This window comes from Mycolicibacterium wolinskyi str. Jessa 2025, from assembly GCF_049241375.1.
GTDB classification, from domain to species: Bacteria; Actinomycetota; Actinomycetes; order Mycobacteriales; family Mycobacteriaceae; genus Mycobacterium; species Mycobacterium wolinskyi.
This window is the reverse complement of the sequence record NZ_CP185960.1, coordinates 3,436,351-3,449,640: the sequence shown is the minus strand read 5'-3', so window position 1 is coordinate 3,449,640 and position 13,290 is coordinate 3,436,351. Positions and strand designations below refer to the sequence as shown.

17 protein-coding genes are annotated in these 13,290 nt (G+C 67.2%); 8 read left to right on the top strand and 9 right to left on the bottom strand.

Annotated features, from left to right (window positions below):
* The first annotated feature begins 7 nt into the window (after positions 1 to 7).
* Together upp and ACOI2T_RS16955 are read left to right on the top strand one after the other, a co-directional pair.
* Positions 8 to 637: a uracil phosphoribosyltransferase gene (upp, locus tag ACOI2T_RS16960; protein WP_409505759.1), complete on the top strand. Its 630-nt coding sequence runs from the start codon at positions 8 to 10 to the stop codon at positions 635 to 637.
* Between the two features lie 32 nt (positions 638 to 669).
* A complete protein-coding gene (locus tag ACOI2T_RS16955) occupies positions 670 to 1,443 on the top strand; it encodes a CPBP family intramembrane glutamic endopeptidase (RefSeq protein WP_409505758.1) in 774 nt (257 codons plus the stop codon).
* A 7-nt stretch (positions 1,444 to 1,450) separates the two neighbouring features.
* On the opposite strand, the gene ACOI2T_RS16950 is transcribed toward ACOI2T_RS16955, so the two are convergent.
* The 3 genes from ACOI2T_RS16950 to ripD form a co-directional block, all read right to left on the bottom strand.
* Complete coding sequence (locus ACOI2T_RS16950) at positions 1,451 to 2,233, bottom strand: hypothetical protein (protein WP_409505757.1); 783 nt, start codon at positions 2,231 to 2,233, stop codon at positions 1,451 to 1,453.
* Between the two features lie 72 nt (positions 2,234 to 2,305).
* Complete coding sequence (locus ACOI2T_RS16945; protein ID WP_409505756.1) at positions 2,306 to 3,367, bottom strand: M48 family metallopeptidase; 1,062 nt, start codon at positions 3,365 to 3,367, stop codon at positions 2,306 to 2,308.
* 86 nt (positions 3,368 to 3,453) lie between these two features.
* Positions 3,454 to 4,074 (bottom strand): NlpC/P60 family peptidoglycan-binding protein RipD, encoded by a 621-nt coding sequence (ripD, locus tag ACOI2T_RS16940; RefSeq protein WP_085150647.1) that lies wholly within the window; start codon positions 4,072 to 4,074, stop codon positions 3,454 to 3,456.
* A 272-nt stretch (positions 4,075 to 4,346) separates the two neighbouring features.
* On the opposite strand from ripD, the gene tenA reads away from it, so the two are divergent.
* Positions 4,347 to 5,030: a thiaminase II gene (gene tenA, locus ACOI2T_RS16935; protein WP_067856004.1), complete on the top strand. Its 684-nt coding sequence runs from the start codon at positions 4,347 to 4,349 to the stop codon at positions 5,028 to 5,030.
* Between the two features lie 48 nt (positions 5,031 to 5,078).
* Here the strand turns inward: tenA and tpx are convergent, their stop codons facing one another.
* Entirely contained in the window at positions 5,079 to 5,573 is a 495-nt protein-coding gene (gene tpx, locus ACOI2T_RS16930) for a thiol peroxidase (RefSeq protein ID WP_085150421.1), read from the bottom strand.
* A gap of 61 nt (positions 5,574 to 5,634) precedes the next feature.
* Between tpx and ACOI2T_RS16925 the strand changes: the two genes are divergently transcribed.
* On the top strand, positions 5,635 to 6,528 hold the full coding sequence (locus ACOI2T_RS16925) for an aminoglycoside phosphotransferase family protein (protein WP_409505755.1): 894 nt from the start codon (positions 5,635 to 5,637) through the stop codon (positions 6,526 to 6,528).
* A gap of 8 nt (positions 6,529 to 6,536) precedes the next feature.
* Here the strand turns inward: ACOI2T_RS16925 and ACOI2T_RS16920 are convergent, their stop codons facing one another.
* Together ACOI2T_RS16920 and ACOI2T_RS16915 are read right to left on the bottom strand one after the other, a co-directional pair.
* Positions 6,537 to 6,860 carry a hypothetical protein gene (locus ACOI2T_RS16920; protein WP_067855778.1) on the bottom strand — a complete coding sequence of 108 codons (324 nt, stop codon included), beginning with the start codon at positions 6,858 to 6,860 and terminating at the stop codon, positions 6,537 to 6,539.
* A gap of 99 nt (positions 6,861 to 6,959) precedes the next feature.
* Positions 6,960 to 7,925 carry an o-succinylbenzoate synthase gene (locus ACOI2T_RS16915; protein WP_409505754.1) on the bottom strand — a complete coding sequence of 322 codons (966 nt, stop codon included), beginning with the start codon at positions 7,923 to 7,925 and terminating at the stop codon, positions 6,960 to 6,962.
* Positions 7,926 to 8,015: 90 nt separating this feature from the next.
* On the opposite strand from ACOI2T_RS16915, the gene ACOI2T_RS16910 reads away from it, so the two are divergent.
* Together ACOI2T_RS16910 and ACOI2T_RS16905 are read left to right on the top strand one after the other, a co-directional pair.
* Positions 8,016 to 8,267 carry a hypothetical protein gene (locus ACOI2T_RS16910; RefSeq protein WP_067855785.1) on the top strand — a complete coding sequence of 84 codons (252 nt, stop codon included), beginning with the start codon at positions 8,016 to 8,018 and terminating at the stop codon, positions 8,265 to 8,267.
* A 49-nt stretch (positions 8,268 to 8,316) separates the two neighbouring features.
* Complete coding sequence (locus ACOI2T_RS16905; RefSeq protein ID WP_409505753.1) at positions 8,317 to 8,976, top strand: MOSC domain-containing protein; 660 nt, start codon at positions 8,317 to 8,319, stop codon at positions 8,974 to 8,976.
* A gap of 5 nt (positions 8,977 to 8,981) precedes the next feature.
* Here the strand turns inward: ACOI2T_RS16905 and ACOI2T_RS16900 are convergent, their stop codons facing one another.
* Positions 8,982 to 9,638 (bottom strand): HD domain-containing protein, encoded by a 657-nt coding sequence (locus ACOI2T_RS16900; protein WP_409505752.1) that lies wholly within the window; start codon positions 9,636 to 9,638, stop codon positions 8,982 to 8,984.
* Between the two features lie 149 nt (positions 9,639 to 9,787).
* Here ACOI2T_RS16900 and ACOI2T_RS16895 point away from each other — a divergent pair, with 149 nt between their 5' ends.
* Complete coding sequence (locus tag ACOI2T_RS16895; protein ID WP_409505751.1) at positions 9,788 to 10,759, top strand: GlxA family transcriptional regulator; 972 nt, start codon at positions 9,788 to 9,790, stop codon at positions 10,757 to 10,759.
* Positions 10,760 to 10,774: 15 nt separating this feature from the next.
* Here the strand turns inward: ACOI2T_RS16895 and ACOI2T_RS16890 are convergent, their stop codons facing one another.
* Positions 10,775 to 11,737, bottom strand: a complete 963-nt coding sequence (locus ACOI2T_RS16890) for an aldo/keto reductase (protein WP_409505819.1) — start codon at positions 11,735 to 11,737, stop codon at positions 10,775 to 10,777.
* A gap of 184 nt (positions 11,738 to 11,921) precedes the next feature.
* Here ACOI2T_RS16890 and ACOI2T_RS16885 point away from each other — a divergent pair, with 184 nt between their 5' ends.
* The gene (locus tag ACOI2T_RS16885) at positions 11,922 to 12,467 is read left to right on the top strand and encodes a TetR/AcrR family transcriptional regulator (protein ID WP_409505750.1); all 546 of its coding nucleotides are present in this window, start codon (positions 11,922 to 11,924) and stop codon (positions 12,465 to 12,467) included.
* A gap of 7 nt (positions 12,468 to 12,474) precedes the next feature.
* Here ACOI2T_RS16885 and ACOI2T_RS16880 read toward each other — a convergent pair whose 3' ends face one another.
* Positions 12,475 to 13,164 carry an Rv0518 family GDSL lipase gene (locus ACOI2T_RS16880; RefSeq protein ID WP_409505749.1) on the bottom strand — a complete coding sequence of 230 codons (690 nt, stop codon included), beginning with the start codon at positions 13,162 to 13,164 and terminating at the stop codon, positions 12,475 to 12,477.
* Between the last annotated feature and the right edge of the window lie 126 nt (positions 13,165 to 13,290).

Here is a 13,290-nt window from a genome sequence, read left to right as displayed (position 1 = left end):
GGACAGGATGGGCAACCTGCATCTCATCGACCACCCGTTGATCCAGCACAAGCTCACCTTGATGCGGCAGAAAGACGTGTCCACCAACGGCTTTCGCCAACTTCTTGCGGAGATCTCGATGTTGATGACCTACGAGGTGCTTCGCGACATCCCGCTGCACGAGATCGAGATCGATACGCCGCTGGAATCCACGACGGGAGCCGTCATCGACGGCAAGAAGCTGGTGTTCGTCTCCATCCTGCGGGCCGGAAGCGGGATCCTCGAGGGAATGCTCAGCGTGGTCCCGAGCGCCCGGGTCGGCCATATCGGCCTCTACCGTGATCCGAAAACACTTGTCGCGGTGGAGTATTACTTCAAGCTGCCGAGCGATCTCGCCGAACGCGATGTGGTGGTGGTCGACCCGATGCTGGCGACCGGGAACTCCGCGGTGGCCGCGATCGACCGCATCAAGGAGTACCAACCGCGTTCCATCAAGTTCGTCTGCCTGCTCACGTGCCCGGAGGGGGTCGCGGCCATGCAGGCTGCGCACCCCGAGGTGCCGATCTACACCGCGGCGCTGGACCGCCGGCTCGACGAGCACGGCTACATCGTGCCGGGCCTCGGCGACGCCGGCGATCGCATCTTCGGCACAAAGTGATGCGGCGCGCCGCCGACAAGTAGCCTCGCGGCATGAGCGCCGAGCAGGACAAGCTGAACATCGTCGCCGGCCCGCCGGTTCCGGACGAGTTCGAACCGCATGCCGCTGCGGCGTATCCGCGCCACAAGTGGGGCCTGGGCGCGTTCCTGCTCGTCGAAGCGGTCTACCTGGGCGTCTCGGCCGCATTCGCACTGCTGGCCGCCGACCGCGGCGGTGCTCCCCCGGCCTGGATGATGGCCGTCGCGATCGCCGTCCCCACCGTCGCCGCCGCCGCGCTGGCCCTGCTGATCGCCCGTGTCCGGGGCAACGGGCCGCGCATCGACTTCCAGCTGTACTGGTCGTGGCGCGGATTCGGGCTGGGCCTGGCGTTCGGGCTCGGCGGCTTGTTCGTGACGTTGCCCGCGGCGGCGATCTACCTGTCGATCGTGGGCCCGGAGGCCAACTCGGCGGTGGGACGGGTCTTTGATGGTGTCCAGGCCACCTGGCCGCTGGCGATCGCGGTGTTTCTCCTGGTCGCGTTCATCGCCCCGTTCTGCGAGGAGGTCGTTTACCGCGGGCTGTTGTGGGGAGCGCTTGAGCAGCGCTGGGGCAGATGGGTCGCCCTGGTGGTGTCGACCGTGGTGTTCGCGCTCGCGCATTTCGAGCCGACGCGGGCCCCGCTGCTGCTGATCGTCGCCATCCCAATCGCGTTGGCCCGCTTGTACTCCGGCAGTCTCATCGCCGGCGTCGTCGCCCATCAGGTGACGAACCTGCTGCCCGGCATCGTGATGATGTTCGGGCTCGTGGGCATGGTGCCCGCGGGCTGAGGCGCCCTCAGCGCTTGCGGTCGCGGACCTTGTAGGTCGAGGGCCACGACATGCGGCTCTCGTCGCCCAGCAGTGGCGTTCCGGATCCGCCGACACGAACGTCGTACGCCTCCTGGCCCGCGCCGACCTCGCGGTTGGCGTGTTCCTGAGCGAGGTAGTAGAGCTCGTCGATCGCCGCTTCGCTGTAGGCGACGAACGTCGTCTTGCGCACGATGTCGTTCATCCCGGCAGTCATCCGGTCCGGCAGGATGCGTGACGCCAGCGCGGCCAGTCCCAGCAGGGTGAACGGGATGACCCAGTAGCAGATGAATGACAGCGGCGTCTTGGTGTCGAGGATCGTCGCGTCGCCCTGCACGAGCGGCGGGATCGCCGATGAGATCGTCATCCCGGCGAACGCGGCCACCCAGATCCAGGTCAGGATCGTCACGATCCGCTTGAACAAGTCACTTTCCACGACCCCGGGTGGCTGCCCCGCCGCGGCGAACTCCTGCACGAAGGGCTTGCCGATCAAGGCTCCGACGAGGGCGACCAGGAAGATCCCGGCATTGCTCAGTGGTTGCATCCAGCGTTCCATGACGTCCTGGCTGAGCACGAGCGTCAGGACCGTCAGCACGACGAACGTCGCAAGCGCACCGATCTCGAGGGTCCGCCCCGGGTTCCCGGATATCCGGCTGATGACGAACGTCGCGATGGCCGCCACGAGCGCAACCAGCACCGCGACGAGGAACGGCACGTTCCCGACGAGTACCCAGTAGATGATCCACGGCGCGAAGCCAAACAGTATGCCCACGAGAGCACAGTCTAGGGGCTTACCGTTGGCTATACGGCAAGTCCTGCGACGGGCCGCGTGTTGTCGGGCGCGTTATCCGTCGTCGTCGCTCTTGGCGTTGCGTCGCCACTCGGAAATCTTGCGGCCCATCGAGTCTGCCGCATTCGTCGCGGCCTGACCCACGCCGTCGACGATGCCGCCGAGCCCGTCGCGGATGCCGCGGATGAGCGGATCGTTCGACTGGTCGAACCCGTCCTTGTAGTGCCGGGCGGCCGCGCCCAGGTCTTCGCTCCAACCGACTTTGTCATCGTCGGAGCGACGCGGATAGTCGCCGGCCAGGATGGCGCCGTAGCCTCCGGTATCGACCCACTGCGTGAGCGCCGCGGCGCGCAGCACCGAGAAGGGATGGGTCTGCAGCTCGAGGTTGAGCAGCTTGAGCAGCCCGTCGCGCATGTCGCCCGTGCGCTCGTACTCCCGTGCCTGTGCGAGAAACGCCTGTGAGTCGAGCTTGTCGAGCCGGCTGCCGCCCGCCAACTTGAGCTCGACCCGGATGGCCGCGTCGACGTCCTGGCCGCACAACAGCCCCGCGCGGTCACCCGAAAGCTCGGATTTCCGTTGCCATTCCATCAACGCGGCGACGATCGCACGCAACGCCCAGCCACCGATCGGGATGAAGCCGAACGTCGACGCGACCCGCAGCAGGTGCATCAGCATGGTGCGGTACACCGCGTGACCGCTCAGCGCGTGCCCGAGTTCGTGGCCGACGACGAAGCGCATCTCCTCGTGCGACATCAGGTCGTACATGCCCGAGGTGATGACGATGAACGGCTCGTCCATGCCGATCGCGTAGGCGTTGGCGATCGGCGACTGCATGACGAACATCTCGGGCCGGGCCGGGGCGTCGAGCACCTGGACACACTCGTCGAGCAGTGCGTCGAGATCGGCGAACTGACGGGGCCCGACGCGTGCCGAGTTGGCCAGGTACAACAGCCGGTGCTGGCGTTCGCGCAGCATGCCCGACAGCAGTTTGAGGATCTGGTCGAAGCCCTTGAGCCGGCGCAGGGCTGACAAGGCGGTCCGGTCGGCCGGATGTTCCCACGCGCGGGAACTGATGCCGGGGAATACGGCTCGCGACGTAGCGGGTGGCTGGTTCATCGGTGGACGCCCTTCGTTGCCTGCAGCTCAACCCTACGGAGTGCGGCGGCGGCGCGGTGACACCAGATTCGGCCACCGGCCGGGCGTCAGGCGATGATGCGTACCAGGTAGGGCGTCATGCCTTCGGTGCGGACGGGCGAGACGGTGACCGCGGGCTCGGTGCCCTGGATCATCTGCCCGTTGCCGAGGAACAGCGCGACGCTCTGGGTGCCCTCGGGCCCGTAGAAGATCAGGTCACCCGGCAGCGCCTGCGACGGCAGCACCTTCTGCCCCACTTTGTACTGCTCGCCCGACGACCGCGGCATCTTGACCCCGGCGCCGGCGAACGCGTACACGATGAGGCCGGATGCATCGAATCCAACGACGTTCGACGACGGGTCGGCCACCGTGGTGACCGCCGGGGCACCAACCGCGGGCATGGACAGACCCGGGGTGACCGGAGTGAGCCCGGGAGCGGCAACCGGCGCACCGAAGCCGGGAACGATTGCCGGGGCGGGGATTTCGCGTGCGACGCCGCGGGTGGGCCCGTTGATGTCGCCGCCGCCGTAGGCGAACGGCACGCCCCGCTGCGAAAGCGCCCGCGCGATAACGCGTTCGACGAACTGCTGATTGCCGGCCGGCCGGTCGAACGGCGCGGCATTGGCAAGTCCGGGAGCCGCCGCCACCAACAGGGCCAAGCTCACCACGAGGGCATACGTGCGTCTCATCCGAACATCAACTTCCCCGACCTCGGCGTGAAACCTGCGCATACTGGTGGTCGACGTCAGTAGCGTCAATTATTTGTACCGGGCGTTTCGCGGATTGCCCAATTTCTATGGGGCACAACGCCAATCAGATGCGATACCGTGACCGAACGGTAATCCCGGCGCGGTTGGCGCGACGGCTCGCGAATGTGCGATCCCATACCCGCGAAGCGGCGAGCCGCGGATGGGACGGCACGGTCACCGGCGGCGGCGCGGCAGCTGACAGGATGGTGGCCATGCACCCTGACGCGAATCAGCAATCCTGGTCGGCACGCCTGTGGCAGGAGACCGAGGCCACGTACGCAGCGATCGTGGCGCACCCGTTCCTGACCGGGCTCACCGACGGCACCTTGGACGAAAAGGTGTTCGCCCACTACGTCGCCCAGGATGCGCACTACCTACGCGACTACGCCCGCGCGCTGGCAATCGTGGCGGCCAAGGCACCCACGTTGGCCGACACCGCGATGTTCGCGCGCCACGCGGCTGAGGTGTTCGACGTCGAACTGGGGCTGCACAATGAGCTGCTGCCGGAGCTGGGACTCGATCCCGCGGAACTGGATTCGACGCCCGTCGCGCCCACAACCCGCGCGTACACCAGCTATCTGCTGGCGACGGCGTACGGCGGCAGTTTCGCCGACGGATTGGCCGCGGTGTTGCCCTGCTATTGGATCTACGCCCGCGTGGGGGCGGAACTGCTCGGGCGCGGCTCGACGGATCGCCGCTATCAGCGTTGGATCGACAGCTACGGCGGCGAGGAGTTCGCGGCGACGGTCGCCGAGGTTCTGGCCCTGACCGATCGGGTCGGACCGACGCTGAGCCCGTCGGAGGAAGCCGGGGCGCGCGCGCATTTCGCCGTGACGGCGCGCTACGAGTGGATGTTCTTCGATGCCGCCTACCGACTCGAAGAATGGCCGGTCTAGCCGGCCAACCCTCACCCGCGCGGCGCGCGGGTGAGGGCCGGGCAGGATTTATTTGATGGCGGCCAGCGCTGCGTCGTAGTCGGGCTCGGTGCCGATCTCGGGCACCAGCTCGGTGTAGGCGACGTTGCCGTCGGCGCCGATCACCACGACCGCACGGCCGAGCAGCCCGGCCATCGGGCCGTCGCTGATGGTGATGCCGTAGTCGTCGCCGAAGCTGTCGCGGAACGCCGACGCCGTCGTGACGTTCTCGATGCCCTCGGCGCCACAGAACCGCTTCTGCGCGAACGGCAGATCCTTCGACACGCACAGCACCGTGGCACCGCTGGCCGCGGCCCGCTCGTTGAACGTCCGCACGCTCGCGGCGCAGACCGGAGTGTCGACCGACGGGAAGATGTTCAGCAGGACGGCCTTGTCGCGGAACTGGTCGCTGGTGACCGCGCCGAGATCAGTGCCGGTCAGGGCGAAGCTGGGGGCCGGGCTTCCGACGGCGGGCAGCTCGCCGACCGTGTTGATGGGATTTCCACGCAAGGTTATCTGTGCCATGGGCACAGTCTGTCAAAACCGGCCGCGGCGCGGGCAGTCCGGGGGTGCGACGATGGGGTCGATGATCGAACTGCCCGACGCGGTGCGCGCGATGTCCGCGCGCGGGCCCCGGTGGCAGGCATGGGTCGACGGCCTCCCCAAGCTCGTGCGCGCCCAGATCGGCGAGTGGGAGCTCACCCCGGACGGCCCTCCGACACACGGCTACTGCTCGATCGTGGTGCCGGCCCGCACGCGCGACGGTGACACCGCAGTACTCAAGGTCGGGTTCCCGGACGAGGAGTCCGAGCACGAGCATCTCGCGCTGCGCAGATGGGCGGGACAGGGCGCGGTTCGGCTGTTGCGCGCCGAGCCGCACCGCCGCGCCATCCTGCTCGAACGGTTGCATTCGCGAAACCTCAACGAGCTGTGGGATATCGAGGCGTGCGAGGTCGTTGCCTCGGTCTACGCGCTAATCCACGTGCCCGCGCTGCCCCAGTTGCGCTCGCTCACCGAGTACGTCCACCGCTGGACCACTCAGTTGCAGGCGCTCCCCCGCAACGCGCCCGTGCCGCGCAGGCTCGTGGAGCAGGCGATCGGACTCGGTACGGACCTGGCTTCAGAACCGGCGAGCGCCGCGACACTCATCCATGGCGATCTGCATTACGAGAACGTGCTGGCCGCCGACCGCGCGCCTTGGCTGGCGATCGACCCGAAGCCGCTCAACGGCGATCCGCATTACGAGCTCGCGCCGATGTTGTGGAACCGGTGGGACGAGCTGACCGGATACGTCCGCGACGGGGTGCGGCGGCGGTTCTATGCGCTGGCCGAGGCTGCCGGCCTCGACGCCGACCGGGCCCGTGCGTGGGTGATCGTGCGCGTCATGCACAACGCGATGTGGGAACTGACCGAGAATGTCGAGCCCGATGCGGACTGGCTGACGACCTGCGTTGCGATCGCCAAAGCCGTCCAGGATTGATCCGTGGTTCAGATGACTTTGTAGGTGATGTCGTAGAGCGCCCCCGCACCGCGGAACTGCTGTGTCACGTCGCCGCGGCCGAGTTCGTCGGAGCGGATGAACACCGAGCCGAGATTCTGCTCCTCATCGGTTTGCGAGTCGATTTCTTTCAACACGATTTCGAGCTCGCCGTCGAACGGAAGGAGCCTGTCCAGATCCACGACGTCGCCTTGGCGCATCGACATCGACTCGAACTGAAAGCCATCAGCCCTGCTGATACTCAGTTCGTCGGTGCCATCGGCGTCTTGGGTCTTGACGGCGCGAAGCTCCGCCAGTTTGGCGAACAACGACATGTCATCCTCCGTTGGATCATGAAGTTCGAGGTTGCTGACACCGTCGATGATCGAGTTGCCCGCCGCACCGGCGCATGCGTAGTGGGCTACTCGAAACGATCAGCCCGCGGCGGCGGCCGCGCGCAACCGGTCGCGCCACCTGGCCGCCCGCGGTGGATCGCTCAACGCGTACCGCCCGAGAAGATCCGGTTGCGGAGCAGGCGGCATCGGCGCGACGGGCAGATATCCGTCGACCGCGACCAGTGAGCGCGATGCGGCGACGAGATCACCGCCGAGCAGCGGGCGGGTGCCGAGTTCGCAGGCGAACGGCAATTCCGGCAGGGCGCCGGCCAGCGCGAGCCCGGCCGCGAGCCCGATGCTGGTTTCCAGCGCCGAACTCACCACGCACGGCAGTTCCGTGGCTTCGGCCACCCGTAACGAGCGTCGAGCCCCACCGAGTGGCCCGCACGTCAGAACCACGATGTCGGCCGCGTCGCCCAGCCGCAGGCGCACCGGATCGTCGGCGTCCCGAACCGACTCGTCGACCGCGATCCGGACGTCGACCCGGCGCCTGAGGGCTTCGAGCTCGGGAAGCGTGCGACAGGGTTGTTCGACGAACTCGAGCCCGGCGGCCGCCGCGTCGAGCGCCGGGATCGCCACCGCGGCGGCATCGGGATCCCAGCGTCCTCTCGCGTCGCAGCGCAGCGTGCCCGACGCCCCGAGCGCGTCACGTACGGCCTCGACCCGCGCGATGTCCGCGGCGAGCACACCGGCGCCGACCTCCACCGAAGCCGTCCGGCAGTGCGCCTGCGTGACGATCCGATGCGCAGCCTCCGGGTCGACGGCCGGTACCGTCACGGCGATCGGAATCCGCCCGCGCATCGGATCGGGCCAGCCGACGGTGCCGGGCTCGAGCGCGGCGGTCAGCCACCGAACGGTTGCGTGATCGTCCGGATGCGGGCTGAACTCTCCCCATCCTTGTGGGCCTTCGATCAACATGCCTTCCCGCACTCCCGCGGTCCCAGCACCGTCGGCGAGCGGGATGGCGAAGATCGGCGCGTTGTCGAAGTCGATCAGGGTCTGCACAACAACGTGACGCTAGTGCACGCCGGCCGGGTCGCCGAGCGCCTACACTGCGGCTACCGAACACGGCAGGTGACATGGGCAGGAGTCGGTATGGCGAACGCGCTGCGGCGGGGCATGCTCACGATGGTGTCGGTCGCGGTTCTCGCGGCCGCTCCGATGGGTGTGGCCACGATCGCCACACCGGCGGTGAGTGCGGCCTGCCTGCCGGGCGAGACCGGCGTCACCAACGGGTGCGCTCCGTTCTGTCTACCCGGAAAACAGCTCGACACCGCGACCGGACTGTGCCTTCCGGTGCCGCCACCACCGCCCGCGCCGAACGGTAACGCGACACCGCTGTTGTAGCGGTCACGCCCAGGTCGAGGCATCCCGTCCGGCCCACTACGCTTGGCTGATGTCCACCGTCTTGACCGTCAATGTCGCTCAACCGCGCCCGAATCCGGCCAACGAGCGGATTCTCACCGGCATCGACAAGCGACCGGTCGAAGGTCCGGTCGGCGTACGTGCGCCCGGGCCGATGCACGGCGGACTCGGCAGTGGCCTCATCGGCGACACGATCGGCAATCAGCAGTTCCACGGCGGCGACGACCAGGCCGTCTACGCGTATGCGCGCGAGGATCTCGACGGGTGGCAGACGGAACTCGACCGGGAGATCGCCAACGGCGTGTTCGGCGAGAACCTCACTACTGCCGGTGTCGACGTCACCAACGCGCGGATCGGTGAACGGTGGCGGATCGGATCCGACGGGCTGGAATTGGAGGTCTCGCGGCCACGTATCCCCTGCCGAACGTTCGCGGCCTGGCTCCAGATCAACGGCTGGATGAAAACCTTTACCAGGAGCGCGATTCCGGGCGCCTACCTCCGGCTGGTGCATCCGGGAACGGTTCGCGCCGGGGACGCGATCGTCGTCACCGAGCGGCCCGACCATGACATCACGGTCGGATTCGTGTTCCGTGCGCTCACCCTGGAGTCGCACCTGTTGCCGGAGATCCTGCGCGCCGATGCGCTGCCCGACGAGCTCAAGGAACTCGCCGGCCGGCGCGTCAGTATGTGAACCGGCTATTCGGGCCAGCTGTTCTGCCGGATCACCTCGACGAAATCCTCACGCACGAACGAACTGTCGAAATGCGCGAGCACGTCGTCGTTCACCGTGCCGAAGGTCGAGTGCGGGCGTTGTCTGACCCCGTCGTTGAACGCGCGCAGGATGCGGTTCTTGAAATCGGGCCGCGGGTGCACTGCGGTCACCGCGGCCAACGCATCGGGCGTCAGATCGTCGCGGCCGATTCCCAACACGTCGGTCTCGACACCTGCGGTGACCAGTGCGATCTCCGGATCGAGGAACTCCGGCACGCCCGGGGTCGTGTGCAACGCGATGCCGAGCCACACTTTGCGCGCCGCGGCCTCGTCGACCCCACGCTGCAGGAGGAAATCACGGGCGGCGTTCGCCCCGTCCACCTCGAATCGCAGTGTCGACGACGAACGGTAGGGCTCAGTCAGTCCAAGGTCGTGAAACATCGCGCCGACGTAGAGGAGTTCGAGGTCGGGCTGTAGACCGCGGCGCATCCCCTGCAGGGCGCCGAAGAAGAACACCCGGCGGGAGTGGTGGAACAAGAGGTCGTCTTCGGCGTCACGGATGTACTCCGTGACCTCGCGGACGAGGGCGGTATCGGGTACTTCGATGCCGGCGATCGAATCGGTCATCGGAACTGTCATCATGAATCTCCTTGTCGCTCTTGATGAACGACGCCGGCGCGGAAATCGGTCACACTCCGTTTCGGCATCTGCAGACAAGTCTGCGGCGGCCGGGCTCGGATCGGATATGGCCGATGTGCCACGTATCCCACAAGAAGCGACACAATGGGCGGATGGTCGAAGGTAGCCGCCCGCGCGTCACGGTGATCGTCGTGTTCGACGGGGTGAAGCTTCTGGATGCGGCCGGTCCGGCTGAGGTGTTCGCCGAGGCCAATCAGTTCGGCGCCGACTACCTGCTCAAGATCGCCTCGGTCGACGGCCGCGATGTGACCACGTCGATCGGAACGACTTTCCCTGCGACCGAGAAGATCTCGTCCATCGATCACGCCGACACGGTTATGGTTGCCGGCGGCGACAACCTGGTGGGCCTGCCCATCGATCCCGCACTCGTCGCGGCAGTTCGGGACCTGCCCGGCCGGACTCGTCGGCTGGCCTCGATCTGTACCGGCTCGTTCATCCTCGCCAAGGCCGGTCTGCTGGACGGACGACGGGCCACCACGCATTGGCGACACGCCGGGCTCCTCGGCCGTGCCTACCCGGAGATATCGGTCGAACCGGATGCGATCTTCGTGCGCGACGGTGATATCTACACCTCGGCGGGGGTGTCGGCGGGCATCGACCTCGCCCTGGCTCTCGTCGAGATGGACTACGGCAGCGACCTGGTTCGCGACGTCGCGCGCTCATTGGTGGTCTATCTCAAGCGGGCCGGCGGCCAGTCACAGTTCTCCACGCTGGTCGAAGCCGACGCTCCCCCACAGTCCGTGCTGCGGCGCGTCACCGATGCGATCGCGGCGGATCCCGCGGCCGACCACAGCGTCCGGAGCCTGGCCAAACTCGCCTCGGTGAGCACGCGGCAACTGACCAGGCTCTTCCACACCGAACTGGGGACCACGCCGGCACGGTACGTCGAAATGGTCCGCATCGACGTCGCGCGGGCGGCGCTCGACGCCGGCCAGCCGGTGGGTGACACCGCCCGGCTGGCCGGATTCGGCAGCGCCGAAACCCTGCGGCGAGTGTTCGTCAGTCACCTCGGTGTCTCACCCAAGGCCTATCGGGATCGCTTCCGCACCACCGCTCGCGGCTGATCGGCCCGCACTCGGCTACTCGGCCACCGTCTTCGCATGCACATCGGCATAGCGGTTTCCGGAGATCCGCTCGGGCGCGAATACCTCTGCTAAATAGGCGATTTCGTCGGCGCTCACCGCGACCTCCGTCGCCGCCAGGTTCTCCCGTACGTACTCCACGCGCTTGGTACCCGGAATAGGCACGACGTCGAGCGGCTGCGCAAGCAACCAGGCAAGGGCCAATTGCCCTGGCCGGCAGCCTTTCTCGGCAGCCATGGCGATGAGCGTCGCCACGGGTCGCAGATTGACGGCCAGGTTGTCCGGCATGAACCGCGGGTTGGTGGCGCGAAAATCGCCGTGCGCGAAGGTGTCGCCGGCTTTTAGCGCACCGGTCAGCGCTGACCGGCCGAGCGGGCTGTACGGGACGAGGGTGATCCCGAGCTGCCGGCATGTCTCGGTGACCCCGTTCTCGACACCGCGTTCCCACAGCGAATACTCGCTCTGCAAGGCGGTGATGGGGTGCACGGTATGGGCACGGCGGATGAGATCGCTGCCTATTTCACTGAATCCGATGGCCCGGACCTTGCCCGCCGCGACCAGTTCACTCATGGCGCCCGCCGTCTCCTCGATCGGCACACCCTTGTCCAGCCGGTGGCAGTAATACAGGTCGATCACATCGGTCTGGAGCCGGCGCAGGCTCGCCTCACACGCGGATCTGACGTACTCGGGCCTGCCGTCGATGACGATCCCGTCGCGATTTTGGTTGAGCTTTGCGCCGAACTTCGTGGCGAGCACGACATCGTCACGCCGCCCCGCGATCGCGCGGCCGATCAACTCTTCGTTGTGACCGAATCCTCTGATGTCGACACCCCATGTCGCGTCGGAAGCGCCGTAGACGTCGGAGGTGTCGAGGAAATTCACGCCAAGGTCGAGCGCGGCACGGATCGTGTTGGCCGACTCGGAGTCGTCAGCCCTGCCGTAGAACTGCGACATTCCCATACATCCCAAGCCGATTGGCCGCACCGTCAAGTCCGAATGGCCCAGGCGGGTGCGTGCCGCACCACTGGCACTCGGCCGGGGCTCGTGAGTAATCGTTGTCATGTTTCCATCCATTCGTTTGCAACTAACTGATAGCGTAACTATCACTTAATCGGGTTTGTTCCCGGCGACGAAGGGATAGGACATGCGCAGCGACGCGTCGGCCAACCGGGACCGGCTGTTGATTGCCGCCGAACAGGTCTTCGCCGCGCAGGGCACGACGGCGACACTCGACGACGTCGCCAAGGCTGCGGGCGTCGGGCCCGCGACGCTGTATCGGCGGTTCGGCAACAAGGACGCGCTGGTCCGCGAGGTGCTCAGGGCCTTCTTCACCCGGTTGTTCGAACTCGCGCAGCAAGCCGAACGGGAACCGCCGGCCACGTGCGTCGATCGGTTTCTCGAGACAGTCGGCTACGAACTGGCCGATAAGGCCGGGCTCACCGCCAACATCTGGGGTGACCTCGCGCCGCGAGACTTGGTGGACGAGCTGAGCAGGCGGTCGGCCGCGCTGCTGGCGCGGGCGCAAGAGGCCGGCGCGATGCGCCGCGACCTCACTCCTGCCGACATCACCACCACGGTGTGGGCCATGCGCGGCGTCGTACAGGCCGGCCGGATTGCCGCCGGGCCATCAACCCGTGAGGCCTGGCGCCGACATCTCGGTTTCGTGCTCGAGAGCTTCCATCGCGGCTGATCGGTTCTCAGATCCAGCGCGGCAGCTCCGCCCCGATGAGCGGGGCGATCTTGTCGGCCATGTACGCGTGGCCGGCGTCGGTCGGATGGATGCCGTCGGCGCCGATGAGTTCCGGCCTTCCGACGAACCAGCCCTCCGCGATGGGATCGATGAACGTCGCGCCCGCGTCACGCGCCTGCCCGCGCAGGATGTCGCGGATGTGCAGCACCGTGGGAGGTACGTCTGCGGTGGGCCATGGCGGACCGATCACCAGCAGCCGCGCGGCCGGAGCTATCCGCTCGGCGGACGCCAGGGCATCGTGGCTCATCCGGGTGATGGCCGCCGGATCGGCGTCCTTGTCGTTCCGGGAGCCGAAGAACACGACGAGCGAATCGTCGGGCTGAACGGCCCTGGTCGTCAGGTCGCCGAAGATGCTCCCACGATTGCCGCGCACGACGTAGCCGGCCCCGCCTTCCGCCACGACGTCGGCGGTGACCTGAACCCCGCGCTGTGCCAATTCCTGCCACGCGATCGTGGTCCAGCCCTTCGGACCCATGCCGCCCTCGGCGGGCGTACCGGTCGTGTAGGAGTCGCCGATCACGGCGATGCGGTTGATCCGGGGGTCCAGTCCTGATGTCGTGTACCGCTGAGTCGGAACCTGCCCGAACAGTCCGACAAGCAGACCAAGCGAGACGATGAACGTGGTCAGACGACCCACTGCTACCTCCACTGCCCGTGAGACGCTGACGTCCCGCACCGCGATTCCCGATCAGACTCCCAGCCGACGATGACGCGGCGATAACGGCACCATAACAACCTGCGCGGCAGCAAGATTCGGCGTGTT

Bases quoted from the DNA above. Each gene is read 5' to 3' on its own strand.
- ACOI2T_RS16885 (WP_409505750.1), top strand. From the start codon at position 11,922: ATGCGCAGCGACGCGTCGGCCAACCGGGACCGGCTGTTGATTGCCGCC.
- tenA (WP_067856004.1), top strand. From the start codon at position 4,347: ATGCACCCTGACGCGAATCAGCAATCCTGGTCGGCACGCCTGTGGCAG.
- ACOI2T_RS16890 (WP_409505819.1), bottom strand. From the start codon at position 11,737: ATGGGAATGTCGCAGTTCTACGGCAGGGCTGACGACTCCGAGTCGGCC.
- ripD (WP_085150647.1), bottom strand. From the start codon at position 4,074: ATGAGACGCACGTATGCCCTCGTGGTGAGCTTGGCCCTGTTGGTGGCG.
- ACOI2T_RS16895 (WP_409505751.1), top strand. From the start codon at position 9,788: ATGGTCGAAGGTAGCCGCCCGCGCGTCACGGTGATCGTCGTGTTCGAC.
- ACOI2T_RS16925 (WP_409505755.1), top strand. From the start codon at position 5,635: ATGATCGAACTGCCCGACGCGGTGCGCGCGATGTCCGCGCGCGGGCCC.
- tpx (WP_085150421.1), bottom strand. From the start codon at position 5,573: ATGGCACAGATAACCTTGCGTGGAAATCCCATCAACACGGTCGGCGAG.
- ACOI2T_RS16905 (WP_409505753.1), top strand. From the start codon at position 8,317: ATGTCCACCGTCTTGACCGTCAATGTCGCTCAACCGCGCCCGAATCCG.
- ACOI2T_RS16900 (WP_409505752.1), bottom strand. From the start codon at position 9,638: ATGATGACAGTTCCGATGACCGATTCGATCGCCGGCATCGAAGTACCC.
- ACOI2T_RS16945 (WP_409505756.1), bottom strand. From the start codon at position 3,367: ATGAACCAGCCACCCGCTACGTCGCGAGCCGTATTCCCCGGCATCAGT.
- ACOI2T_RS16910 (WP_067855785.1), top strand. From the start codon at position 8,016: ATGGCGAACGCGCTGCGGCGGGGCATGCTCACGATGGTGTCGGTCGCG.
- upp (WP_409505759.1), top strand. From the start codon at position 8: ATGGGCAACCTGCATCTCATCGACCACCCGTTGATCCAGCACAAGCTC.
- ACOI2T_RS16920 (WP_067855778.1), bottom strand. From the start codon at position 6,860: ATGTCGTTGTTCGCCAAACTGGCGGAGCTTCGCGCCGTCAAGACCCAA.
- ACOI2T_RS16955 (WP_409505758.1), top strand. From the start codon at position 670: ATGAGCGCCGAGCAGGACAAGCTGAACATCGTCGCCGGCCCGCCGGTT.